This window comes from Mycetocola sp. CAN_C7, from assembly GCF_015752285.1.
Classification (GTDB): Bacteria; Actinomycetota; Actinomycetes; order Actinomycetales; family Microbacteriaceae; genus Mycetocola_A.
On the sequence record NZ_JADOUY010000005.1, the window covers coordinates 193,616 to 215,732 of the forward strand.

The window sequence follows — 22,117 nt, forward strand, 5'->3', positions numbered from 1 at the left end:
CTAAGCAGATGGATCTCGATGCCTACAGCGCCGCACACCGCGATGAGTGGACGCGCCTCGACGCCCTGGCGTCGAAGCGCTCCTTGTCGGGCGCCGAAGCCGACGAACTGATCGACCGCTACCAGGCCGGCGCCACCCAGCTCTCGGCGATCAAGACCACGGCAGGGTCCACCGTCCACGGCGACCGATTGAGCGTGAGCCTGTCGAAAGCCCGACTCCGCTTCACGTCGGCCGGGTCGAACGTGCTCAGCCAGCTTCCGCGGTTCTTCGTGCTCCAATTGCCTGCTGCGCTCTACCGATTGAGGTGGCTGACCCTCGCCGTCGCCCTCGCGACCATCGTGGTCGCCGGACTCTGGGCCGCCTGGATTCTCGGCGACCCGCAGGTGCTCGCCAACTTCGGTAACGATGAAGACCTCAAGCGCTACGCCACTGAGGACTTCATCGATTACTACTCGGAGAACCCGGCGGCATCATTCGCCGGCCAGGTCTGGACGAACAACGCCTGGATCGCCGCGCAGTGCATCGCCTTCGGCATCACCGGCATCTGGGTGCCTTATGTCATCCTCCAGAACGCGCAGGGCATCGGCACCTCGGCGGCCGTCCTGTTCAGCGTCGGCGAAGGCGACACTTTCTTCCTCTACATCGCTCCGCACGGGATGCTCGAACTCACGGCGATCTTCGTCGCGGCTGCTGGCGGGCTCCGCATCTTCTGGGCCTGGGTGTCACCGGGGACGCGCACCCGCGGCCAGGCGCTCGCCGAGGATGCGCGGGCACTGTTCGCCGTCGCGATCGGACTGGTTCTCGTTCTGTTCGTCTCCGGCATCATCGAGGGTTTCGTCACGCCCCAGCCGTGGCCCTGGCCGGTGAAAATCGGCATCGGGGCTGCCGCGCTCGGCGCCTTCCTCTTCTACATGCTCGTGGTCGGCCGCCGGGCCTACCGTGCTGGTGAGACCGGTGATCTCACGGCGTTCGAGGCCGGCGCCACTCGCATCTACGCGAGCTGAGCTGTCGCCCGCGGCATCGAGGCGCGGAGGACGGCTGTCTGACCGAACAGAATGAGCCGTCAGCATGCCCCGCCGGCGTGCGCCGCCGCCGCCGTTGTGAGCGACGCGCCCGGGCGCGTCCTAGTTTTGAATGATTCAAAACAATCGATAGTGTCGAGACATGACCACCACGGAGATGCCTGACCTGCGCGAGAGCCTTCGTGCCGCAGGACTCCGTGCAACCGAACAACGCGTCGCCGTGCTGCAGGCGCTCAGCTCGCAGCCGCACGCCGACGCAGCTGGTGTGCTCGCGGCGGTGACCCCGACGCTCCCTGACACGTCCGTTCAGGCGGTGTACGGCATCCTCGGAGCGCTGACGGATGCCGGTCTGGTGCGTCGTATCGAACCGGCCGGTTCGCCCGCTCGCTACGAGTTACGCATCGGCGACAATCACCATCACATCGTCTGCTCGAACTGCGGAGCGATCGGTGACGTGGATTGTGCCGTCGGACATGCACCCTGCCTGACCCCATCGTCGACATCCGGGTTCACCATCACAACCGCCGAGGTCACCTACTGGGGGCTCTGCCCCGATTGCGCGGCAGGCCCCGTCGCCTGACGCCGTACTCTTCCGCATCCCGCACGCAGCCAGCGAGCGGGGCGCTTGCCATTCTCTGCCCGCAAAACCACAAGGAGATCCATGTCCGATACCTCGTTCACCACCACGAACACCGGCACCCCCGTTCAGGCTGACTCACAGTCGCTCACCGTCGGTGCCGACGGCGCCATCCCGCTGATCGACAGCTACCTCACCGAGAAGCTCGCCCACTTCAACCGGGAGCGCGTGCCGGAGCGCGTCGTTCACGCCAAGGGCGGCGGAGCGTTCGGTGTGTTCGAGACGACCGAGGATGTGTCGCAGTACACTCGGGCAGCGCTGTTCCAGCCCGGTGTGACCACCGAGATGCTGGCGCGTTTCTCGACGGTCGCCGGCGAGCAGGGTTCCCCAGACACCTGGCGTGACCCCCGCGGTTTCGCTCTGAAGTTCTACACCTCAGAGGGCAACTACGACCTCGTCGGCAACAACACCCCGGTGTTCTTCATCCGTGACGGCATCAAATTCCCCGACTTCATCCACTCCCAGAAGCGCCTCCCGGGGTCGAACCTGCGCAACAACGACATGCAGTGGGATTTCTGGAGCCAGTCACCCGAGAGCGCACACCAGGTCACCTGGCTCATGGGCGACCGTGGCCTTCCGGCATCCTGGCGCCAGATGGACGGATTCGGTTCGCACACCTACCAGTGGATCAACGCCGCAGGCGAGCGCTTCTGGGTGAAGTACCACTTCAAGACCAACCAGGGCATCGCCGTGCTGAGCGGCGAGCAGGCGGCCGAGATCGCCGGCCAGGACGCCGACTTCCACCAGCATGACCTGTACACGAACATCGCGGCGGGCAACATGCCGAGATGGACCCTCTCGGTGCAGGTCATGCCATACGAAGACGCGAAGACCTACCGATTCAACCCGTTCGACGTCACGAAGGTCTGGCCGCACGCCGACTACCCGCTGATCACGGTCGGCACGATGACCCTCAACCGCAATGCCGAGAACTACTTCGCGCAGATCGAGCAGGCGGCGTTCTCGCCGGCGAATTTCGTGCCAGGAATCGCCGCGAGCCCCGACCGGATGCTGCAGGCACGGATCTTCTCCTACGCAGATGCCCAGCGCTACCGCGTCGGTGTGAACCACGCCCAGCTCCCGGTGAACGCTGCGAAGAGCCCGGTGAACAGCTACTCGAAGGATGGCGCAGCGCGGGTCGAGTTCCCGCCGGCCGACCGCCCGGTGTACGCGCCCAACTCCTTCGGAGGCCCGCACGCCGACCCCGTGCGTGCTGCGGAGGCTCCGGGATGGCAGAACGACGGTGAGCTGCTGCGCACCTCGGCAACACTGCACCCCGAGGACGACGACTTCGGTCAGGCCGGAACGCTGTACCGCGATGTGATGGATGACGCGGCGAAAGCCCGCCTGCTCGCCCAGATCACCGGCCACGTCGGCGCTGTTGTGAACCCCGAGATCCGTGCACGGGCGATCGCCTACTGGTCGAACGTCGACATCGAGCTCGGATCGAAGCTGGGCGCAGCGCTCGCTGCTGTGAGCGTGGCGTAACCCACTCACCGATGGCCCGGCATCCGTTTCTCGCGGGTGCCGGGCCTTCGTGCGTTTCTGGGCGCTTCGTGCCCTGCGTCCCCCTCGCCGCGCGTACCGGCCACAAATTCAGGAGATCCGTCGCGACACGCCGTATGGTCGCGCTCCCATCACGGCGTGTCGCCCGAATCTCCTGAATTTGCAGCAGGTTCCTGAGCGTGCCGGGCTCTCCTGAATTTGCAGCAATCCCTGCGCGTGCAGGGTTCTCCCGAGGGACGCGAGGTTCTGAGCGGCCGGAGGACGGATGCCGTCGGAACGGGCCCGCTCGCGTACGACCCGCACGGCGCCGGACTCGCACACCTAGAGCCGCCCGGCCGCCTTCAACGCGAGGTACCGGTCGGCGAGGGCTGGCGGAAGGTCAGCCGGCGCGGCCGTCACGACATCCGCACCGAGCTGCCGGACGGCTCCTGACACCCGGCCGACGTCGAGCAGCGCCCGCTCGGCTGCCGCTGCGAGGTAGACCTCGTCGCGATTGCCACGCGTCCTGCTGGCGTCGAGTGCGGCCGGGTCGGTGACGGATGCCACGACGACGGTGTGCCGCTGGGTGAGCTGGGGGAGCATCGAGAGCAACCCGGTGGAGGCGCCGGGAGCATCCACCGAGGTGAGCAGAACGACGAGAGAGCGCTGGCTCGTCACTCCGCGGACGAGTGACGGAACGGCCGACCAGTCCATCTCGAGGAGTTCGGGGTCGATGGTGGCCATGGTGTCGACGAGTTTCGACATCAGATCGGCTCCGGTCGCCCCCTGCACCCGGCCTCTGATCCGGCGGTCGTAGGCGATGAGGTCGACGCGGTCACCGGCCCTGGTGGCCAGAGCGGCCAGCAGCAGTGCTGACTCGAACGCCGTGTCGATGCGCGGCTCGTCCGCCACCCTCGCCGCCGATGTGCGCCCCGTGTCGAGCACGATGACGACGCGCCTGTCGCGTTCGGGGCGCCAGGTCCGAACGACGACGTCCTGGCGCCGCGCCGTCGCCCTCCAGTCGATGGAACGCACGTCGTCACCGCGGACGTATTCGCGCAGGGAGTCGAATTCGGTGCCCTGCCCCCGCACCATCACGCTCGTCGCCCCGTCGAGCTCGCGCAGGCGGGCCAGTCGCGAAGGCAGGTGCTTGCGGGCGTTGAACGGTGGAAGAACGCGGATGTGCCCGGCGCTCTTCAGCGTTGCCTGCCGTGCCCACATCCGCAGTGGCCCGAACGACCGCACGGTGACGAGGTCGACCCGGCGTTCACCGCGCCGGAACGGGGTGAGCGGCACCACGACCAGTCGGCGCTCCCCGGCAGGGATTGTCACGCGGCTGCGTCGCACGCCTGCGCCCGCCGACGGCTGCCAGGCATCCCGAACGATCGCTCGCAGGGTTCGCTTCCCGGTGTTGGCGAGGTACAGCTCGCTGGTGACCGTTTCGCCGAGCCGCACCCGTGCAGGAAGTGACCTCGTAGGCACGAGAAGGCGGGGGGATGCCGCCAGGGCGATGTCGAGGATGCCCAGCGCGACAGCGAACAGCAGCCACCCGCCCAGCACGAGGCCGGGCTCGCCTGTGGCCGAGCCGATCAGAATGACCGGGACCACACCGACGCCGACGAGCGCCACGAACCTCCCCGACACGATCATTTAGATCGGCACCTGCACCTGCTGGAGGACGGATCGCAGGATGGCATCCGATCCGACACCCTCGAGTTCCGCTTCCGGGCGGAGCTGGAGCCGGTGTCGCCACACCGGCAGCACCATCGCCTGTACGTGGTCCGGAGTGACCCAGGCATACCCGCTCAGCCAGGCCCACGATTTCGCGGCGGCGAGGAGAGCCGTGGTTCCGCGTGGGCTGACGCCCATTCGCACCGACGGGCTCCGCCGTGTCGCCCGCGCGAGGTCGACGATATAGCTGAGCACGTCCGGGCTCACCCCGGTGGCGGCCGCTGCGCGCTGGGCGTCGGCGAGGTCGGCCGCTCCGAGCACGGCGGTGACGCCGGCCCCGGCGAGGTCGCGCGGGTTGAACCCGGCCGAGTGGCGTCTGAGCACCTCGATCTCCAGGTCACGCTCGGGTACGTCGAGTACGAGTTTGAGCAGGAAGCGGTCGAGTTGAGCTTCGGGGAGCGTGTAGGTGCCCTCGTACTCGATCGGGTTCATCGTGGCAGCGACGACGAACGGGTCTGGCAGCGGCACAGTCCGGCCGTCGGTGGAGACCTGGCGTTCCTCCATCGCCTCGAGCAGCGAGGACTGCGTCTTCGGTGGCGTCCGGTTGATCTCGTCTGCGAGCAGGATGTTCGTGAACACCGGGCCCCGCCTGAACTCGAACTCTCCGGTCTTCGCGTCGTAGACGAGCGAACCGGTGACGTCGCCCGGCATCAGGTCCGGTGTGAACTGGACCCGTTTCGTGTCGAGGTCGAGCGCCTGGCTGAGGGTGCGAACGAGCAGGGTCTTGGCAACCCCGGGGACTCCCTCGAGAAGCACGTGACCCTTGGCGAGCAGGGCGATGATCAGCCCGGTGACGGCCGGTTCCTGCCCGACGACGGCCTTGCCGACTTCACGGCGCACCTGAGCGAGTTTCTCCCGCAGTTCGGTGGTCCGAGGAGACTCGACCTGCGGGGCCGCTCGGCGGGCCGGCGGCTGCTGGTGCGGCGACTGCTGGTGGTGCTGTGGCTGCCGGTGCGGCTGAGCAGCCGGATCCTGCGGGGCCCCCTGCGGCTGCTGTGGTGCCTGCTGAGGCTGCTGAGGCTGGGGGTATCCCTGCGGATGCTGCTGTCCGTACGGTGTCGGTGAGGTCATGGCGCGTTCTTCCGGTTCGGTCGGTGGAGGCGGATGGCGATGGTCGGGTTCATGAGCGAGTCCGGGGTGGCCGCGGGTCGACGGCGGCGGTGACCGCCGCTTCCAGGTCTCGGAGCGAGTCCGAGAGCGCGACCACATCTCGTTCGGATGCCGGAAGCAGGTCGACGAGGATGCCGCGTACCTCGGCGGGGTGCCGTCCGAGCGTCGCGGCAGCAGCATCCGACACGTCGGTCACGCTGGCCGTCCGCGGCAGGCCGAGGGTGCTGCCGAGGCGTCCGATCGCACCGATGCGGAGGGCGTCGACGGCCCGGGTTCGTGCTGCGGTGCGCTGGTAGAGCCTCGACCGTCCCTCCATGGTCTCGCCAGCAGGAACGGTGACGGGGAGGTCCTCGGCGACGAGCGGACCGAACCGACGGCCTCGCCAGAACATGGCTGTGAGGGCGGTGATCGCCAGGAGGGAGGTGACGGGAACGAGCCAGGGCGGTGTGAGTTCCTGCAGGCTGGGCGGTCCGGTCGCTTCGACATCGGCCACGGTCGGCAGGTACCAGACGAGGCGGTCGGTGCCGCCGAGCAGCCCGAGAGCGAGTGCGGCGTTGCCGTGAAGGATGACAGCGTCGTTCGAGAAGAGTTCGGTCGGGCCGACGAAGGTCAGCCGGTCGCCGTCGAGCGGAAGCTCGACGACGCCGAATCCGCCGGTCTCGGCGGGGAAGCAGCCGACGGCATCCGTCTCGTCGGAGAAGGCGAGTGTCGCACCGGCGCTGATCGTCCCGGCGCGTTCAGCCGCCCCGACGGAGCAGGAGCTCTCGAGCGGGATGTCCGGGTCGGACTGTCCTGCCGCGCGGACATCCGGTTCAAGCGTCTGTAACTGCCGGAAGTGGGGGGAGAGCACGACGACGTCGCCGGCGTCCGTGACGAGGTCGGTGAGCCGCTCATCTGACAGGTAGGCGCTCGGGTCGTACAGCGCCAGCGTGGTTCCTGGCGTCTGTGCCTCGGCGAGCGCGTCGTCGTATCCGTCGGGAATGATGACGTCGACACCCTGTGTGCGCAGCACCTCGGCGACCGCTTTCGCACCGGTGGGGGCCGGGCTGGTCGGATCCAGCGGTATGCCGCTGGCTCCTCCTCCGCGGGTCAGGAGAAGAGAGGCGCCGACGACGAGAACGCAGACCACGGCGACCCCGGCCCAGAACAGGCCGCGACGGGCGACTGTCCTGGCACGGGGGGTCAGCACCCGGTCGTCTGCAGGAGCATCGGCGAGCTGCGTCGTCGAAGTCATGCGACCGGCATCCGTTCGATGGTCTCGTGAACGGCCGGGGTCTCACTCTGCACGCGACCGTCGAGTGCCCGGAGCCGCTGGTACTGGTCGGAAGTGCCGTCTTCGCCGAGGTACCTGACCCGGTCGAACACGTCAGCTGCCTCACGGAGTTCGGTCGAGACCGCAGGAAAAGCCGACGATGCCCTGCCCGCGAAATCGTGGGCGGTCGTTCCGGGGCTGACAAAGACCACGGTGCGTTCGTCGAGGCCCCGGGCGATCGCCCGGAACTGCTCCAGAACGGCCAGGGTCCAGCGTGCCTCAGCCGCTGCTTTCGCTGCTGCGGAGCGGAGTTGGGCAGCGGTCCGGCGATCGGCGTCACCGAACAGCCCGGAGGCGGGGCGGCTGCGCCGGTTCGCTCGCGGCACACCCCAGATCAGGAGGGCGACGACGAGAGCGACAACGACGAGCCCGACGATCAGAACGGGAAGCCAGTCGAGGGGAACGGAGTCCCCTGGCTGGAACAAGCGCGCAAGCCAGGCGAAGAACTCCTGACTGAGCACATCGAACAGGCTCGGTTGCGCGGCAGCGTACTCCGGCCGTGACAGCTCCTGGAGCAGCCAGTCGCGCGCCTCAGGCGCATCCGGCACCACCGGCACGTCGAAACGGACGGTGCCCACTAGGCCCATGGAGCACCCGTCGGAGACCCGGTGCGCAGCAGATAGGGGTCGTGCACCGAGCTGTCACCGGACTGGCGAGCCTCAACGAACCGGATCAGTTCGAGGTCGAGTCCCTCTTTACGCATCCGCAGGTCGATGTAGATGAAGGCGAGTGTCGCCGACTGGACGACCGAGGTGATGGATGCCACGAGGAGCGACACGATGATGAGGACGACATAGAGCACGGCGGGCGCAATCCAGTCCTCCGCGGTCGCCCCGGTCGGGTCGAGCACGCTGACGGACATCGTGTAGATGATGGTGATCGGCGTGAGGACGACCTGCGACACCGTGCCGACGATGAACGCGATCAGGTACTGGATTCCCAGCGTCTTCCAGAAGTATCCGTCGACGAGCCGCCAGGAGCGACGCACGGCGGCGAGAACTCCTGCCCGCTCGAGGACGATCGCGCTGGGCACTAGGGAGAGTTTCACCCCAAGCCACACACCGACAACCACGAGGGCGAGTCCGGCGAGGATGGCCAGAATGATGCCGGCCGCGATAAACCCTCCGCCGAGAACGACCAGGAGCCACACGATCCCGATGATCGCCGCGAGAACGATGGAGACGGCGGCTCCGGCGAGAAGCGTCCAGAGCAGCAGTGCTCCCAGTCTCGGCCAGGTCGCCTTCCAGGTCGCCTTGAGCGTGAGTTTCTCGCCGAGCGTCGATCGGGCTGCTTCGGTGACGATGACGCCCTGAAGGAACACCGTTCCAGCGATGCTGATGAGGAACGGGATGATCGAACCGAGAATGATCGCCGTGATCCCCCCTGCAGCCACAGTCTCGACATCTTCCGGCGCAGCGGTCGTGATCCGTGAGATCACGAACCAGGTCACCAGACCGATCACGATCAGGCTGACGACCACCGTGATCGCCTGCACGAGCAGCGCGCTTCCGAATGTCGCCTTCGGGTTGCGCTTCAGGGTGAGGAACGGGGCACCGAGCAGCGTCCCGAATCCGAGCGGTCGGAGCGGAATGAGCCCCGGTTTGGGGGGAGGGGCCCAGGCCGGCGGTGCAGACGGGCCCTGCTGCATGCCCGGGTATCCCCACGGAGCCTGCTGTGCCGGTTGCTGGTACGGATTCTGGCCGACCGGCGGCGCTCCGTAGCCCGGTTGCGCCGGAGGGTACGGCTGAGCTGGTGGCTGCTGCCAGCTGGACCGACCGTCGGGGCTGTGCCACGCTGGCGGTGCCGCCTGGGGCGGCCTCGGAGGATAAAACGGCTGGTCCGGGGCTGATTGTGCGGGGGCGGAGTAGGGCGGGCTTGCCGCCGGCTGGTGCGGTCGCTGCTCTCCCTGACCGTTCGGTCCTGCCGCGTCCGCGGGGTCCTGCCAGTTCTCGTCGGTGGTCACTCCAGCGGCTCCCTCAGGCTGTTCGACAACGTGCGCTCTCTCATCGTGTCACACCAGCCTCAGCGGCACCACGACCGTCCGGGCATCCGTCCCCTGGCGGTTCTCGGCGAACTGCCACCGGGTTGCAGCTAACCTGAAGGAAGGTACTGCATGGTCGCGTACCCGAAGCGGACCTGCACACGAATCGAGAACGAGGCGTATGAACGCACGGATTTTGGTGGTCGACGATGACACCGCCCTGGCAGAAATGATCGGTATCGTCCTTCGCACCGAAGGGTTCGAGCCCTCGTTCTGCGCGGACGGGTCCGGCGCGGTCGACGCTTTCCACGAGTCCAGGCCAGATCTCGTGCTCCTCGACCTCATGCTCCCTGGCATCGACGGCATCGAGGTCTGCAACCGCATCAGGGCCGAGTCAGGGGTGCCCATCATCATGCTCACCGCGAAAACCGACACTGCGGATGTCGTCAAGGGGCTCGAATCCGGCGCCGACGACTACATGGTCAAGCCGTTCAACCCCAAGGAACTCGTCGCGCGGATCAAGACGCGGCTCCGGCCGGCGTCACCGACGTCGCAGGATTCGCTGTCGATCGGCGACCTGACCCTCGACGTCGCCGGCCACGAGGTCAAGCGCGGAGATCAGCGAATCAACCTCACACCGCTCGAATTCGACCTGCTTCTCACCCTGGCGTCGAAGCCACAGCAGGTCTTCACCCGCGAGATGCTCCTCGAGCAGGTCTGGGGCTACCACTACAAGGCAGACACCCGACTGGTGAACGTCCACGTACAGCGGCTGCGAGCCAAGGTGGAAGACGATCCGGACAACCCGCGCATCGTCATGACCGTGCGCGGCGTCGGGTACCGCGCCGGCGCCGGCGCAGCCGCCTGAAAGAGATGATGGGATTGGGCCAGGGCGTTTCGGGCATCCGGCTCGCGAACTGGAGGACGTGGCCGGCTCGCGCCGCGCGTTCCTGGCGACGGTCCCTGCAGTTCCGCACCATCGTCGTCACGCTGGCCCTGTCGCTCTTCGCCCTGCTCATCAGCAGCTTCTACATGTCGCTGACCATCGGCAACGACCTGTTCCAGTCGCGTGTGAGCCAGGTGCAGCAGGATTCAGCGCGCGCGATCGAAGCGGCCCAGAGCATCCTCGATTCGTCCAGTGACCAGGGCAGGGGAAGCACACAGGAGCTGATGGGCGCAGCGCGTGAGGAGATCGCGCGCACATCGTCGAGCACGATGATCGCCGGTTACCGTTCGCCGGGCCAGGAGCCCAGCCCCACCGGGCCGCAGGATTTCGAGAACGTCCGGCTGAAGGATGTGGTGAGCGACGAGCTGCGTGGGCTGGTGCAGGACAACCCCGACGAGCAGTGGTGGCAGTCGGTGTCGCTGACAACTGCTGACGGCGGCCGGGTGCCCGGCATCGTGGTCGGTTCCCAGATCACGCTCCCGGAGGGCAGCCGCTGGGAGATCTACATCGGTTTCGACCTCACTGACACCGAGCAGACCCTGCTCTTCGTCCAGCGCACCCTCTTCGTCGGTGGTCTGACCCTGCTGCTGCTCGTCGGTGCCGTCGCGTGGGTGATCGTGCGGCTCGTGGCCAACCCGGTTCGGGTGGCGGCCGAGACGAGTGAGCAACTTGCCAGGGGAGACCTGGAGGTGAGGATCCCGGTGAAAGGTGAGGACGAACTCGCCACTCTCGCGCGATCGTTCAATGGCATGGCAGACAGCCTCCAATCCCAGATCAAGGAACTGGCCGATCTCTCACAGGTGCAGCAGCGCTTCGTCTCCGATGTCTCGCACGAGCTCCGTACACCACTCACCACGATGCGCCTGGCCGGCGACGTCCTCTACGACCAGCGTGCCGACTTCCCTCCTGCGACCGCCAGAACCGCGGAGTTGCTGCACACCCAGACCCAGCGCTTCGAACTCCTCCTCGCCGACCTCCTCGAGATCAGCCGCTACGACGCCGGGTCCGTGCAGCTCGAACTCGAACCGCACAGCCTCGTGCACCTCGCCGAGGATTCGATCGACGGGATGGCGTCGCTCGCCGAGCAGAAGGGTTCCGACGTGAGACTGGTGGCACCGGGCGGCTACTCCGACGTCGAGATCGATCCGCGCCGCATCCGCAGGGTCGTACGGAACCTGCTGGGCAACGCGATCGAACACGGCGAAGGCAAGCCCATCGTCATCACGGTCGACAGCAACGAGCAGGCGGTCGCGTTGTCGGTTCGCGACTACGGGCACGGCATGACCGATGAGGATGCCCTGCGGGTGTTCGACCGGTTCTGGCGCGCAGACCCCTCGCGCAAGCGCACGATCGGCGGGACGGGACTGGGGCTCGCCATCGCGCTCGAAGACGCCCAACTCCACGGAGGTTCTCTCGAACTCTGGTCACGGGTCGGGGCGGGTTCCTGCTTCCGGCTCACGCTGCCGCGTGTGCTCGGGGGAGAGGTCACGCTGTCACCGATCCCGCTGCCGCCCGTGGACGCGGATCCTGAGCCCGATGACATCGATCCCGCAGGCAGCACGAATGCCGAGCAGCCGGACAACGCGAGAGAGAACGGAGTCGGGGTATGAGAAATCGGTTCTGGACCGCAACCGTCGCCCTCGTCGCGGCCCTTGCGCTTTCCGGGTGCGCTGGAATCCCGCAGTCGGGTGCGCCGCGAATCGGCCAGCCGGTCGAGGGTGCCGAGGATGCCGAATTCCAGTTCAACCCGAAGGGGCCGAGCGCCGGAGCCAGCCAGGAACAGATCCTGCGTGGCTTCATCGGCGCGGCATCCAGTCCGAGGGAGGACTATGCGACGGCGCGGGAATACCTGGCACCCGATCTCAAGACCGAGTGGAACCCCGACCTCAACGTCGTCGTCGACGAGTCAGCGCAGCGCAGTTACCTCTCCGTCGACGACCTCTCGATGCAGTTGACGGTCGCCCCTCTCGCCGAGGTGAACGCGCAGGGCGAATACACCGAGTTCAGTTCGCGTACCCCGCTGACCCAGGGCTACAGCTTCACCAAGGTGAAGGACGAGTGGCGGATCAGCGTCGCGCCAGACCGGGTCATCCTCGACCGGCAGAGCTTCAGCGACGTGTTCAGTTCGTATGCCGTCACGTTCTTCGACCCGTCCTGGACCTACCTCGTGCCCGACCTGCGCTGGTTCCCGTCACGGACGTCCACCGGAACGAGGATCGTCAAAGCGCTTCTCGACGGTCCTGGCCCCCTCCTCACCGGTGCGGTGACCACCGCATTCCCCGAGGGGACGACCCTGACGAAGAATGCGGTTCCCGTCGTGGGCGACGTCGCCCAGATCGACCTCAGCAGTGAGGTGTTCCAGGCCGATGACGTGACCCTCCAGCGCATGCAGGCGCAGCTCTCCGGCAGTCTCACCGGGGTGTCATCGATCAATTCGGTCAGCATCACCGTGAACAACAACACCGAAGACATCCCGGCTCTGACTGTCGCGCCTCCGCGCGTCGATCCCCGTCCGCTCGTGCTCGGCGAGGACGGGTTCGGCTTTCTCTCGACGGGCGATGCCCTCGAGAAGCTGGACGGCCTGTCTGGCCGCGTCGAAGCCCTCGCTCCGACGGCCGCCGTCGTGAACGCGTCCCACACGCTCGCGGCAGCGAAGACATCTGACGGTGTTTTCGCCGTACGCGCGTCTGGACCTGACCCGCTCCGGGTCGACGCCCGACCCGGTCTGATCGCGCCGTCCCTTGACCGGTTCGGCTACATCTGGAGTGTCCCGGCGTCGGCGCCAGGGTCGGTGATCGTCTCCCGCTCCGATGGAACCCAGTCGGCCGTCCTCACCAGCTGGCCCGAGGCATCCTCGATCCTGTCGATCGCCGTCTCGCGAGACGGCACGCGCATCCTCGCCCTCGTCAGGGTCGGTGACGAGGCGCGCCTCCTCGTCGCCGGTGTGCAGCGAGACGGCGATGACCTGCCCGTTCGCCTCGGTGACGCTCAGGCGCTCGCCGTGGGAACCGGAACGGCAGTGACCACCACCTGGGTCGACGACCTCACGGTCGCTACGCTCACGACGGCGGCAGACGGATCGACCGAGGTCGTCGAGCAGATCATCGGCGGGCCGTCCGAGATTCTCCAGGGGCCGGCAGGCGCCATCTCCCTCGTCGCGGGGAGCGGACTCCGGCAATTGCGCGCCGTTCTCTCCAACGGAGATCTCACCGCGTTGCGCACCTCGGCCTGGCAGGTCGTCGGCACGGACGTGACACTCCTCGCCACCCAGCTCGGCAGCCCGGGCTGACCCTCCTCGCCACCCAGCTCGGCAGCCCGGGCTGACCCTCCCACCACAGCAACACCTCGGCCAGGCCGTTCTCACCGGATTCCCCGGGGTCCGTCGCCGACGCGGCCGTCACGTCAGGCTGAATGAATGCTGCGATCATCGCTCGTCGGCGCGGCACGTGAGGCGCTCGCCGTGTTGTTCCCGGTGGAGTGCGCCGGGTGCCGGCAGCCGAACGTCTCGGTGTGCGAACAGTGCGCAGCCACGATGGCCGGTCCGGTTCTTCGCCGCGACCTGGACCCCGGATTCCCGGTGTGGGCAGGAACCGGGTACAGCGGCCCGTCGCGGCGCATCATCCTCGCGCTCAAGAACGACCAGCGCACCGACACGGCACGAGCTCTGTCGCTGGTGCTCAGGACCGCGATCGTCGCTGCGGTGACGGAAGGTCTCTTCGGCGCACCGGTCGACGCCTTCGGCCCCGGCGGTGTCGTGCTGGCATCCGTTCCTTCAACGCGCGCCGCGTACCGCAGGCGCGGCTATCGTCCGGTTGACGTCGTCGTCTCGCGAACCGGGTTGAAGCTCGATCATCCGCTGCGCTGGAACCGCCAGCCACTCGACCAGATCGGGCTCGGAAGCAGCGCGCGCGAAGAAAATCTTGCCGGATCGCTGCGCAGCAGGAGTCCCGGTGACGAGCGGGTTTTCCTGCTCGTCGACGATGTGGTCACCACCGGGGTGACCCTGCGGGAAGCCCGCCGGGCTCTCGTCGATGCGGGCGGCACCGTCATCGGTGCCGCGGTGATCGCGGCGACACCGCGATACCTCCCGCCGACGTCGTAACCGCACAGTTTGCTGAGTGACTTATCAGGCCGGCGGGACTACGGTGGGGCAAAAGGCGTGAAAGGACCGCCCTGGAAATGTGGCGGCACGCCGAACATCAGGGAGGTTGACGTGGAAACTAACATTGTCGGACAAGGCCTGGGTCTCACCGATCGCTTTCGCGATTACGTGGAAGAAAAGTCGGAGAAGATCGCCCACCTGTCGGACCGGGCGTTGGCCTTTGAGGTCAAAGTCAGCCGTCACCACGACAAGAGCGGAAAACCAGGAGATGATCGCGTCGAGTTGACGCTCATCGGCCCAGGACCACTCGTGCGAGCGGAGGCCGCCGGTTCAGACAAGTACGTCGCCTTCGATCTGGCAATCGCGAAACTCCTTGAACAGGTGCGCAGGGCCAAGGACCGAAAGAAGGTGCTTCGAGGCAAACGCCGGACGTCGCTCCAGGCGGCCAGCGCCGCGGGATTCAGCGGAATCGACGTCCAGCCGGCTGACCTCGACACGATCGCCAGGGTGGCCACAGGTACTATTGCCGCCGTCGAGGATGATGCATCGGATGACGATGAGTACTGCCCAGTCGTCATCAGGGAAAAGGTGTTCCCTGCCGAGTTCATGACCGTCGACGAAGCCGTCGACCGGATGGAACTCGTCGGGCATCCGTTCTTCCTCTTCGTCGACGCGAAGAACGACCGACCGAGCGTCGTGTACCGCCGTAAAGGCTGGGACTACGGCGTGATCGGACTCGACGATGACGCACGAGACGAGAAGAAGCGGGCCTGACCGTCCGACCAATGCTCACGCGGGTGCCCGGACGGGTACCCGCGTGAGCCACGTTCAGGGGGAACCGATCCGCGCGGATTCAGGATGCTCTCACCCCGCACCGGACTAACATAGAGGGGGTCGTCGGCAGGAACGCCGGTGACCACACCGTGCACACGGCATGGCAGCACGTTGCGACAACGTGCCAGAGATCAAAGTGGAGTGCAATACGTGGCCTCAGTACTAGAGAAGGTTCTTCGCCTGGGCGAAGGCCGAGTGGTCCGGAAACTCGAGAACATCGCAACGGCAGTCAACTCACTCGAGCCCGACTTCTCCGCCCTCACCGACGAGGAGCTGCGCAACGAGACCGTCGAACTGCGTGAAAGGCACGAGAACGGCGAGTCGCTCGACGACCTGCTGCCCGAGGCATTCGCTGCTGTCCGTGAGGCATCGAAGCGCACCCTCGGCCTGCGTCACTTCGACGTCCAGCTCATGGGTGGAGCAGCTCTCCACCTCGGCAACATCGCCGAGATGAAGACCGGTGAAGGAAAGACGCTCGTCGCGACACTCCCCGCCTACCTCAACGCGATCGCCGGCAATGGCGTGCACATCGTCACCGTGAACGACTACCTCGCCACCTACCAGTCCGAGCTCATGGGCCGGGTGTTCCGTGCCCTCGGCATGACCACCGGTGTCATCCTCGCCGGGCAGACGCCCGAGCAGCGCCGCGAACAGTACGCAGCAGACATCACCTATGGCACGAACAACGAGTTCGGGTTCGACTACCTCCGCGACAACATGGCCTGGCAGTCGAAGGACCTCGTGCAGCGCGGTCACTTCTTCGCGGTCGTCGACGAGGTGGACTCCATCCTCATCGACGAGGCACGGACCCCGCTCATCATCTCCGGTCCGGCCTCGGGTGAGGCGAACCGCTGGTTCGCCGAGTTCGCCCGGCTCGCCACCGTCCTGGTCGAAGGCGAAGACTACGAGGTCGACGAGAAGAAGCGCACCGTCGGTGTGCTCGAGACCGGTATCGAAAAGGTCGAGGACTACCTCGGCATCGACAACCTCTACGAGTCGGCGAACACTCCGCTGATCTCCTTCCTCAACAACTCGATCAAGGCACGCGCGCTGTTCAAGAAGGACAAGGACTACGTCGTGATGAACGGCGAGGTGATGATCGTCGACGAGCACACCGGTCGAATCCTCATGGGCCGTCGGTACAACGAGGGAATCCACCAGGCCATCGAGGCCAAGGAGGGTGTTCAGGTCAAGGCCGAGAACCAGACTCTCGCGACCGTCACCCTGCAGAACTACTTCCGTCTGTACGACAAACTCGCCGGAATGACCGGTACCGCCGAGACCGAGGCGGCCGAGTTCATGTCCACGTACAAGCTCGGGGTCGTGCCCATCCGCACCAACAAACCGATGAAGCGCATCGACCAGTCAGACCTCGTCTACAAGAACGAAGAGACGAAGTTCGCCCAGGTCGTCGAAGACATCGCCGAACGCAACGCCAACGGCCAGCCGGTCCTCGTCGGAACGACGAGCGTGGAGAAGAGCGAATACCTCTCCCGCCTGCTCGCGAAGAAGGGCATCCGTCATGAGGTGCTGAACGCGAAGAACCACGCCAGGGAAGCGGCGATCGTCGCCCAGGCCGGTCGGCTCGGGTCGGTCACCGTCGCGACCAACATGGCCGGTCGAGGCACAGACATCATGCTCGGTGGAAACGCCGAGTTCCTCGCCGTTCAGGAGATGAACCAGAAGGGCCTCAGCCCCACCGAGACACCTGACGAGTATGAGGCGGCCTGGGATGACGTCTTCACTGCTGTCAAGAGCGAGGTCAATGAAGAGGCCGAGAAAGTCATCGACGCCGGCGGGCTGTACGTACTCGGCACCGAGCGACACGAGTCACGGCGTATCGACAACCAGCTCCGCGGCCGGTCCGGTCGTCAGGGCGACCCGGGGGAGAGCCGTTTCTACCTCTCGCTCACCGATGACCTCATGCGCCTGTTCAACTCCGGCGCAGCAGAAGCGCTTATGGGCCGCGGCGGGGTCCCCGACGACATGGCCATCGAGTCGAAGGTCGTCAGCCGTGCCATCCGCAGCGCTCAGTCGCAGGTGGAGGGCCGAAACGCCGAGATCCGCAAGAACGTGCTCAAGTACGACGACGTCCTCAACCGTCAGCGTGAGGCCATCTACGCCGACCGCCGTCACATCCTCGAGGGCGACGACCTGCACGAGCGTACGCAGAAGTTCCTCGAAGACGTCATCGACGAGGTGCTCGACGTGCACATCGGCGAGGGCAACGGCGACGACTGGGACTTCGACGCTCTCTGGGTCGACCTCAAGACGCTGTACCCCATCTCGCTGACCATCGATGAGGTCGTCGCCGAGGCCGGCCAGAAGGGCAGGATCAACCGCGACTTCATGCGTCGCGAGATCCTCTCGGATGCCCGACTCGCGTATGCGAACCGTGAAGAACAGCTCGGTTCGCCCGCCATGCGAGAGCTCGAGCGCCGGGTGGTGCTGCAGGTCGTCGACCGGCGTTGGCGCGACCACCTCTACGAGATGGACTACCTCAAGGACGGCATCGGCCTGCGAGCCATGGCCCAGCGTGACCCGCTTGTCGAGTACCAGCGCGAAGGCTTCAGCATGTTCCAGCAGATGATGGGGCAGATCCGCGAGGAGAGCGTCGGCTACCTGTTCAACCTCGAGGTCGAAGTCAAGAAGGGCGCGACCGAAGAGGTGACGTCTGTGGAGGCCAAGGGACTCACCCGACCGGACGACGAAGAAGAGAAGCTCAGCTTCTCTGCGGCGAACGAGGGCGGCGAGGTCGAGGTCCGCAACCAGAAGGGGCAGATCGAGAAGACAGCGACTGCCCGTGCGCAGAAGGTGACAGAGGTCACCGGTGCACCGCGCACCGGTGGGACCCCTGCCCAGGAGGCGCAGCCCGCCGCTCGCGGAGCGTTTGGCCAGAAGGGTGGCTCGGCGGCTCCAGCCGGCAACCGCGCCGACCGTCGTGCGCAGGGCAAGAAGAAGTAGCGGCCAGCCCGCGCAGACACGACGCCCCCGACCGGAGATCCGGCCGGGGGCGTCGTGCGTGGTCGGGCGACGAGTCGCCGCACTGCGCCGTTTGCGGATGCCCCGGACGACGGTTCGCGGCACATCGAGACCTGCACGGGGCGCGGAGTGGCCACGGAGGTGGTCGCGGCATGAAATGGTCACGAAGGGTCGTCGCGGCATGACTCTGTGCGACGCGAGCTAGCGTCGTACCGAGCACAACACCGCGCTCAGAGCACGGAGATCGCCGTCGCTCGCCAGCGACGGTCCATCCCTTCGAGCCGGATGGCCACCGCCCGGGATCGAGCGCGCTGGTGAACCATCACCACGGCTTCGACGACACCGTCGCGTGGCTCGCACGTCGTGATCCGCCCGATCTTCAGGAAGGGCCGGACGGCCTGCAGTCCCTTGACCTGGCGAGCCCGCGCTGACACGACCTGGCGTTTGAGAAGGTGCTTGTAGACGTCTTCGGAGATCCACCTGGCGAGCTGGTCGAGTTCGCGGGCCCCGGCGAGAACCTCCATGACGCACCGGGTGAGGTTCTCGAGCAGAGGCTCAGGCGGAGGGAGTTGCCCGGTCGGCGTCTTCTGCCTGCCGAAGAACTGGTCGGGATCGAAAGAAAGGTGCGCCTGGCTGGTGCCGGACGGGCGGGATGCCGGTTCGCCGGCAGACGGGGAGTTCATGCGAGGCTCCGTGGAAAACGTGCGCGGAAACAACCTGGGTGTGGGCACGGCGACCTGGTGAGGTCTGGGCGGGACGCCCACTGCCGGGGTCGTCGTCTCGCTCGGTGACAGGATGCCTGTTTCGGGTCCACGCACTGCCTGCGTCAGCATTGCCCTGTCGGGCTCGTTATGACGAGTTACTCTCCCAGTGTCTGATCACCGCTGTAAACCCCACATTTCAAACTGTGGATAACTCTCCCGCGCCGGCGAGGGGAGTCGCTACTCTCCAACCATGCGCTGGGACAGCCTCTTCGACGACCTTGAAAGCCAGCTCGAACACGAGCTGCATGCGGAGGAACTCGACAAACGCGCCGAAGAGCACAGGCTCCGGGTCGGTCGACTCACCCTCCGCGACCGGCTCCAGACGTTCTCAGGCAGGGACGGCCATCGTGCCGAGGTGGTCCTCGAACTCGTCACCGGCGAAATGATCACCGTGCTGCCGCAGACCTTCGGCCGGGACTGGATGAGTGCCGACCTCGTCGGCCGGGACGGAGCATCCGGCGCCTGCATCGTACCGATCGATGCGATCGCCGGTGTGACCCTGCCGAAGAGCGACATCACTCGCAGTCTCTCCGTTCCCGACCGCGATGAGCAGGCGCCACGGCTGACCGACAGGATCGGGATGTCCTTCGCCTTGCGTGACCTCTGCCGTCGGCGGGTCTACGTCGAACTCCATTGCCGGTCGATGCCGCCGGCCGTTCACGGCGGCACGCTCGACCGGGTCGCGGGAGACCACGTCGACCTTGCGGTGCATGAGCGCGGTGCCGCGCGCCGCGAAAGGAACGTCAGCCACCATCGGCTCGTTCCCCTCGCCGGGATCGCCCTGATCCTGCTCTGAGGAAGGCACGATCGATCCGGCCTCCCGGTCACGTGGGGCACGCTGGGGCCACCGCCGGGACCGGCGTGCCGTCGGCGGCGCGCGTGGTGGTCGCCGGGGAGGCTCGCTCGGAAACTAACCCGCGGTGCGTCAGGCGTCGGATGGGCGCACGATGGCTCCGTCGGACACCTCGGGGAGGCTCGCCAGGTTCGCCTGGCGCCACAGTCCCATCCGCCTGGATTCCTCGTATTTGCCATCGATGTACGCCTCAAGCACGACTCGTTCGATCCGCCAGCGTCCCGGAGAACCGACGTGGATCGCCGGAAGCTCGGCCGACCGCACCAACTCGATGACCTCAGCCGTCGAGATGTTGAGGAGGTCGGCCGTGTCGGCCACCGTGAGAAAGCGACCGACGGAGTCGGAGGAAACCGTATCCATGGCACTGATTATTCCGCCAGCCCGTGACGGTGGGGGCCGTCTGTGGATAACTTTCTCGTCGTGTCGCACATCTTGGCACGATGGGTGAATCCGCACCCGGGTGCGGCATCCACTCTCACGCTGGAGGTGATCATGGCGTCGCGTCGACTACACCGGATCGGATTCGACCCCCGACTGGCGATCGGTGTCGTGCTCATCATCGGATCGATTCTCGGCGTCTGGGGAGTCGTCCGGGCCGCCGACCGGTCCAGCCCGGTGCTGACCGCGACGTCGACGCTCTCGGTCGGCGATACCGTCACCGACGACGATCTCGCCGTGGTGAACGTCCGGCTCGATTCGGCCGGGGAACGCTACCTGACGGCGCTGCCTGCAGCTGGCCTCGTCGTCACCCGGACGGTGTTCGCAGGCGAACTCGTGCCTCTTTCCGCCGTTCGGACGGATGCCGAGGTGCAGGTCAGCGCCGTCGTCGTTCCGTCATCGCTCGCCCTGGCCGGTTCGGTGCAGACCGGGTCGCTGGTCGATGTGTGGTCGGCCGAACAGCAGGAGGACGGGTCGTTCGCTCCTCCCACGGTGATCGTCTCCGACGTCAGCGTCGTGCGGGTGGTCGAACAGCAGGGTCTCGTCGCCGCCGGAACCGGTGAGCGGGTCGAAGTGCTCGTTCCGACCGGGCGGGTCGCTGCGCTGCTCGCCGCACTGTCTGGTGAGAACGCCATCTCGATCGTCCCGGCCGGGTGACGCGGTGGCCGATCTCGCCTTCGCTCTCGACCGGGACGACGAGGACCGTCTGGTTTCCGCGCTCGTCGAACGCGGCCACCGGGTGGACGCGCGGATCGGCCGACTCACCGATCCGATCGCGGCCCTCGACGGACGGCGGCCAGACGTTCTGCTTGTCTCGGCCGACGCCGAGCGGCTGACTCCCTCCCTGCTCACAGCCTGCGACCGGCGTGGCATCCGCGTGCTCGCACTGGCGTCAGACGGAGCCGGGAGACGCAACGCTGCGGCGCTCGGCCTGTACGACGTGGTGGACGCCGACGCGGCCATCGAGGTCATCGACGCGGCCATCCGTGGTGGTGTCCAGGTCGAGGTGGCGTCTGCGATCGACAAGAACGGCACCGTCCTCGCGGTCTGGGGCCCTGCGGGAGCTCCCGGCCGCACGACCGTCGCGATCTGCCTGGCTACCGAACTCGCCGCGGCCGGCCACGCGGTCGCTCTCGTCGACGCCGACACCCACAGCGCATCGATCGCCCCCATCCTCGGGATGCTCGACGAAGCACCCGGGTTCGCGGCCGCCTGCAGGCTCGCAGGCCAGGACGGACTCACCACGGCCGAACTCGAGCGAATCAGGCAGCCGTACCCGGTCCATGGCGGCACACTCAACGTGCTCACCGGCATACCGCGGGCGGCGCGCTGGCCCGAGTTGAGCACCGAGCGCGTGTCCCGCACGATCGCCGCCTGCCGGGACTGGGCGGACTACGTCGTGATCGACACCGGCTTCAGCCTCGAGAACGACGAGGAGATCTCAAGCGACCTGTTCGCCCCACGTCGCAATGCCGCCACCCTGGCCGCTGTGCGTTCGGCGGACCGCATCGTCGCGGTCGCGGCCGCTGACCCCATCGGCCTCGCCCGATACCTGCGGGCATACCCCGACCTGGTCGAGGTGACCGAAGATCGACCGATCACCACTGTCGTCAACAAGGTCCGCGCGGGGGTGGCAGGGCTGAACCCGAACGGCCAGGTGCGGGCGACCCTGCAACGCTTCGGCGGCATCGGGGACCCGGTCCTCGTTCCCGCAGACGACCGGGGAACGGATGCCGCGCTGCTGGCCGGTCGAGCCCTGCGCGATGTGAGCCCGCGCTCCCCGGCGCTGGCGGCGATCGCCCGCCTGGCTCGCGACCGGATCCTGCCCGCTGCCGTCATCGCTCCCCGCAGGCGAGCGCTCCGACGGAGCCGGATCCTCGCGTCTGTGAGTACCGGATGACCGGGTCGCTGGCGAAGCCG

Annotated in this window: 19 protein-coding genes; 12 read left to right on the plus strand and 7 right to left on the minus strand. The window is 66.9% G+C overall.

What is annotated here, in order from left to right; genetic code table 11:
• The first annotated feature begins 8 nt into the window (after window positions 1-8).
• From IWX78_RS12705 to IWX78_RS12715, 3 genes are all read left to right on the plus strand, one after another.
• The gene (locus IWX78_RS12705; protein WP_196833908.1) at window positions 9-1,004 is read left to right on the plus strand and encodes a stage II sporulation protein M; all 996 of its coding nucleotides are present in this window, start codon (window positions 9-11) and stop codon (window positions 1,002-1,004) included.
• A gap of 160 nt (window positions 1,005-1,164) precedes the next feature.
• Window positions 1,165-1,602, plus strand: coding sequence for a Fur family transcriptional regulator (locus tag IWX78_RS12710; RefSeq protein ID WP_196833909.1), 438 nt, complete (start codon window positions 1,165-1,167; stop codon window positions 1,600-1,602).
• Between the two features lie 81 nt (window positions 1,603-1,683).
• Window positions 1,684-3,147 carry a catalase gene (locus IWX78_RS12715; protein ID WP_196833910.1) on the plus strand — a complete coding sequence of 488 codons (1,464 nt, stop codon included), beginning with the start codon at window positions 1,684-1,686 and terminating at the stop codon, window positions 3,145-3,147.
• A gap of 339 nt (window positions 3,148-3,486) precedes the next feature.
• Here the strand turns inward: IWX78_RS12715 and IWX78_RS12720 are convergent, their stop codons facing one another.
• The 5 genes from IWX78_RS12720 to IWX78_RS12740 are packed head-to-tail and all read right to left on the minus strand — an operon-like array spanning window position 3,487 to window position 9,260.
• Window positions 3,487-4,794 carry a DUF58 domain-containing protein gene (locus IWX78_RS12720; RefSeq protein ID WP_196833911.1) on the minus strand — a complete coding sequence of 436 codons (1,308 nt, stop codon included), beginning with the start codon at window positions 4,792-4,794 and terminating at the stop codon, window positions 3,487-3,489.
• Window positions 4,795-5,946: an AAA family ATPase gene (locus tag IWX78_RS12725; protein WP_334684728.1), complete on the minus strand. Its 1,152-nt coding sequence runs from the start codon at window positions 5,944-5,946 to the stop codon at window positions 4,795-4,797.
• 49 nt (window positions 5,947-5,995) lie between these two features.
• A complete protein-coding gene (locus IWX78_RS12730; RefSeq protein ID WP_196833912.1) occupies window positions 5,996-7,219 on the minus strand; it encodes a DUF4350 domain-containing protein in 1,224 nt (407 codons plus the stop codon).
• The gene (locus IWX78_RS12735) at window positions 7,216-7,884 is read right to left on the minus strand and encodes a DUF4129 domain-containing protein (RefSeq protein ID WP_196833913.1); all 669 of its coding nucleotides are present in this window, start codon (window positions 7,882-7,884) and stop codon (window positions 7,216-7,218) included. Before IWX78_RS12735 ends, IWX78_RS12730 begins: the two co-directional genes overlap by 4 nt.
• Window positions 7,875-9,260 (minus strand): hypothetical protein, encoded by a 1,386-nt coding sequence (locus IWX78_RS12740; protein WP_196833914.1) that lies wholly within the window; start codon window positions 9,258-9,260, stop codon window positions 7,875-7,877. The genes IWX78_RS12735 and IWX78_RS12740 overlap by 10 nt, the downstream gene beginning before the upstream one ends.
• 199 nt (window positions 9,261-9,459) lie before the next feature.
• On the opposite strand from IWX78_RS12740, the gene mtrA reads away from it, so the two are divergent.
• The 6 genes from mtrA (at window position 9,460) to secA (ending at window position 18,124) form a co-directional block, all read left to right on the plus strand.
• Window positions 9,460-10,146 (plus strand): MtrAB system response regulator MtrA, encoded by a 687-nt coding sequence (mtrA, locus tag IWX78_RS12745; protein ID WP_196833915.1) that lies wholly within the window; start codon window positions 9,460-9,462, stop codon window positions 10,144-10,146.
• Between the two features lie 5 nt (window positions 10,147-10,151).
• Window positions 10,152-11,834 (plus strand): MtrAB system histidine kinase MtrB, encoded by a 1,683-nt coding sequence (mtrB, locus tag IWX78_RS12750; RefSeq protein WP_196833916.1) that lies wholly within the window; start codon window positions 10,152-10,154, stop codon window positions 11,832-11,834.
• On the plus strand, window positions 11,831-13,513 hold the full coding sequence (locus IWX78_RS12755; protein WP_196833917.1) for a GerMN domain-containing protein: 1,683 nt from the start codon (window positions 11,831-11,833) through the stop codon (window positions 13,511-13,513). Before mtrB ends, IWX78_RS12755 begins: the two co-directional genes overlap by 4 nt.
• Before the next feature lie 126 nt (window positions 13,514-13,639).
• Window positions 13,640-14,326: a ComF family protein gene (locus IWX78_RS12760; protein WP_196833918.1), complete on the plus strand. Its 687-nt coding sequence runs from the start codon at window positions 13,640-13,642 to the stop codon at window positions 14,324-14,326.
• A 111-nt stretch (window positions 14,327-14,437) separates the two neighbouring features.
• Window positions 14,438-15,100: a ribosome hibernation-promoting factor, HPF/YfiA family gene (hpf, locus tag IWX78_RS12765; RefSeq protein ID WP_196833919.1), complete on the plus strand. Its 663-nt coding sequence runs from the start codon at window positions 14,438-14,440 to the stop codon at window positions 15,098-15,100.
• A gap of 210 nt (window positions 15,101-15,310) precedes the next feature.
• A complete protein-coding gene (gene secA / locus IWX78_RS12770) occupies window positions 15,311-18,124 on the plus strand; it encodes a preprotein translocase subunit SecA (RefSeq protein ID WP_196833920.1) in 2,814 nt (937 codons plus the stop codon).
• Between the two features lie 248 nt (window positions 18,125-18,372).
• Here the strand turns inward: secA and IWX78_RS12775 are convergent, their stop codons facing one another.
• Window positions 18,373-18,825: an Rv3235 family protein gene (locus IWX78_RS12775; RefSeq protein WP_196833921.1), complete on the minus strand. Its 453-nt coding sequence runs from the start codon at window positions 18,823-18,825 to the stop codon at window positions 18,373-18,375.
• 271 nt (window positions 18,826-19,096) lie between these two features.
• Here IWX78_RS12775 and IWX78_RS12780 point away from each other — a divergent pair, with 271 nt between their 5' ends.
• On the plus strand, window positions 19,097-19,702 hold the full coding sequence (locus tag IWX78_RS12780) for a hypothetical protein (RefSeq protein WP_196833922.1): 606 nt from the start codon (window positions 19,097-19,099) through the stop codon (window positions 19,700-19,702).
• Window positions 19,703-19,831: 129 nt separating this feature from the next.
• Here IWX78_RS12780 and IWX78_RS12785 read toward each other — a convergent pair whose 3' ends face one another.
• Window positions 19,832-20,119 carry a helix-turn-helix domain-containing protein gene (locus IWX78_RS12785; protein WP_196833923.1) on the minus strand — a complete coding sequence of 96 codons (288 nt, stop codon included), beginning with the start codon at window positions 20,117-20,119 and terminating at the stop codon, window positions 19,832-19,834.
• Window positions 20,120-20,179: 60 nt separating this feature from the next.
• On the opposite strand from IWX78_RS12785, the gene IWX78_RS12790 reads away from it, so the two are divergent.
• Both IWX78_RS12790 and IWX78_RS12795 read left to right on the plus strand, forming a co-directional pair.
• Window positions 20,180-20,854 (plus strand): SAF domain-containing protein, encoded by a 675-nt coding sequence (locus IWX78_RS12790; RefSeq protein ID WP_196833924.1) that lies wholly within the window; start codon window positions 20,180-20,182, stop codon window positions 20,852-20,854.
• 4 nt (window positions 20,855-20,858) lie between these two features.
• A complete protein-coding gene (locus IWX78_RS12795; protein WP_196833925.1) occupies window positions 20,859-22,097 on the plus strand; it encodes an AAA family ATPase in 1,239 nt (412 codons plus the stop codon).
• The last annotated feature ends 20 nt before the right edge of the window (window positions 22,098-22,117 follow it).

Excerpts from the sequence above, each read along its gene's own strand:
- IWX78_RS12705 (WP_196833908.1), top strand. The coding sequence starts at position 9 with ATGGATCTCGATGCCTACAGCGCCGCACACCGCGATGAGTGGACGCGC.
- IWX78_RS12735 (WP_196833913.1), bottom strand. The coding sequence starts at position 7,884 with ATGGGCCTAGTGGGCACCGTCCGTTTCGACGTGCCGGTGGTGCCGGAT.
- IWX78_RS12775 (WP_196833921.1), bottom strand. The coding sequence starts at position 18,825 with ATGAACTCCCCGTCTGCCGGCGAACCGGCATCCCGCCCGTCCGGCACC.
- IWX78_RS12725 (WP_334684728.1), bottom strand. The coding sequence starts at position 5,946 with ATGACCTCACCGACACCGTACGGACAGCAGCATCCGCAGGGATACCCC.
- mtrA (WP_196833915.1), top strand. The coding sequence starts at position 9,460 with ATGAACGCACGGATTTTGGTGGTCGACGATGACACCGCCCTGGCAGAA.
- IWX78_RS12730 (WP_196833912.1), bottom strand. The coding sequence starts at position 7,219 with ATGACTTCGACGACGCAGCTCGCCGATGCTCCTGCAGACGACCGGGTG.
- IWX78_RS12715 (WP_196833910.1), top strand. The coding sequence starts at position 1,684 with ATGTCCGATACCTCGTTCACCACCACGAACACCGGCACCCCCGTTCAG.
- IWX78_RS12780 (WP_196833922.1), top strand. The coding sequence starts at position 19,097 with ATGCGCTGGGACAGCCTCTTCGACGACCTTGAAAGCCAGCTCGAACAC.
- IWX78_RS12785 (WP_196833923.1), bottom strand. The coding sequence starts at position 20,119 with ATGGATACGGTTTCCTCCGACTCCGTCGGTCGCTTTCTCACGGTGGCC.
- mtrB (WP_196833916.1), top strand. The coding sequence starts at position 10,152 with ATGATGGGATTGGGCCAGGGCGTTTCGGGCATCCGGCTCGCGAACTGG.
- IWX78_RS12755 (WP_196833917.1), top strand. The coding sequence starts at position 11,831 with ATGAGAAATCGGTTCTGGACCGCAACCGTCGCCCTCGTCGCGGCCCTT.
- IWX78_RS12760 (WP_196833918.1), top strand. The coding sequence starts at position 13,640 with ATGCTGCGATCATCGCTCGTCGGCGCGGCACGTGAGGCGCTCGCCGTG.
- IWX78_RS12720 (WP_196833911.1), bottom strand. The coding sequence starts at position 4,794 with ATGATCGTGTCGGGGAGGTTCGTGGCGCTCGTCGGCGTCGGTGTGGTC.
- IWX78_RS12710 (WP_196833909.1), top strand. The coding sequence starts at position 1,165 with ATGACCACCACGGAGATGCCTGACCTGCGCGAGAGCCTTCGTGCCGCA.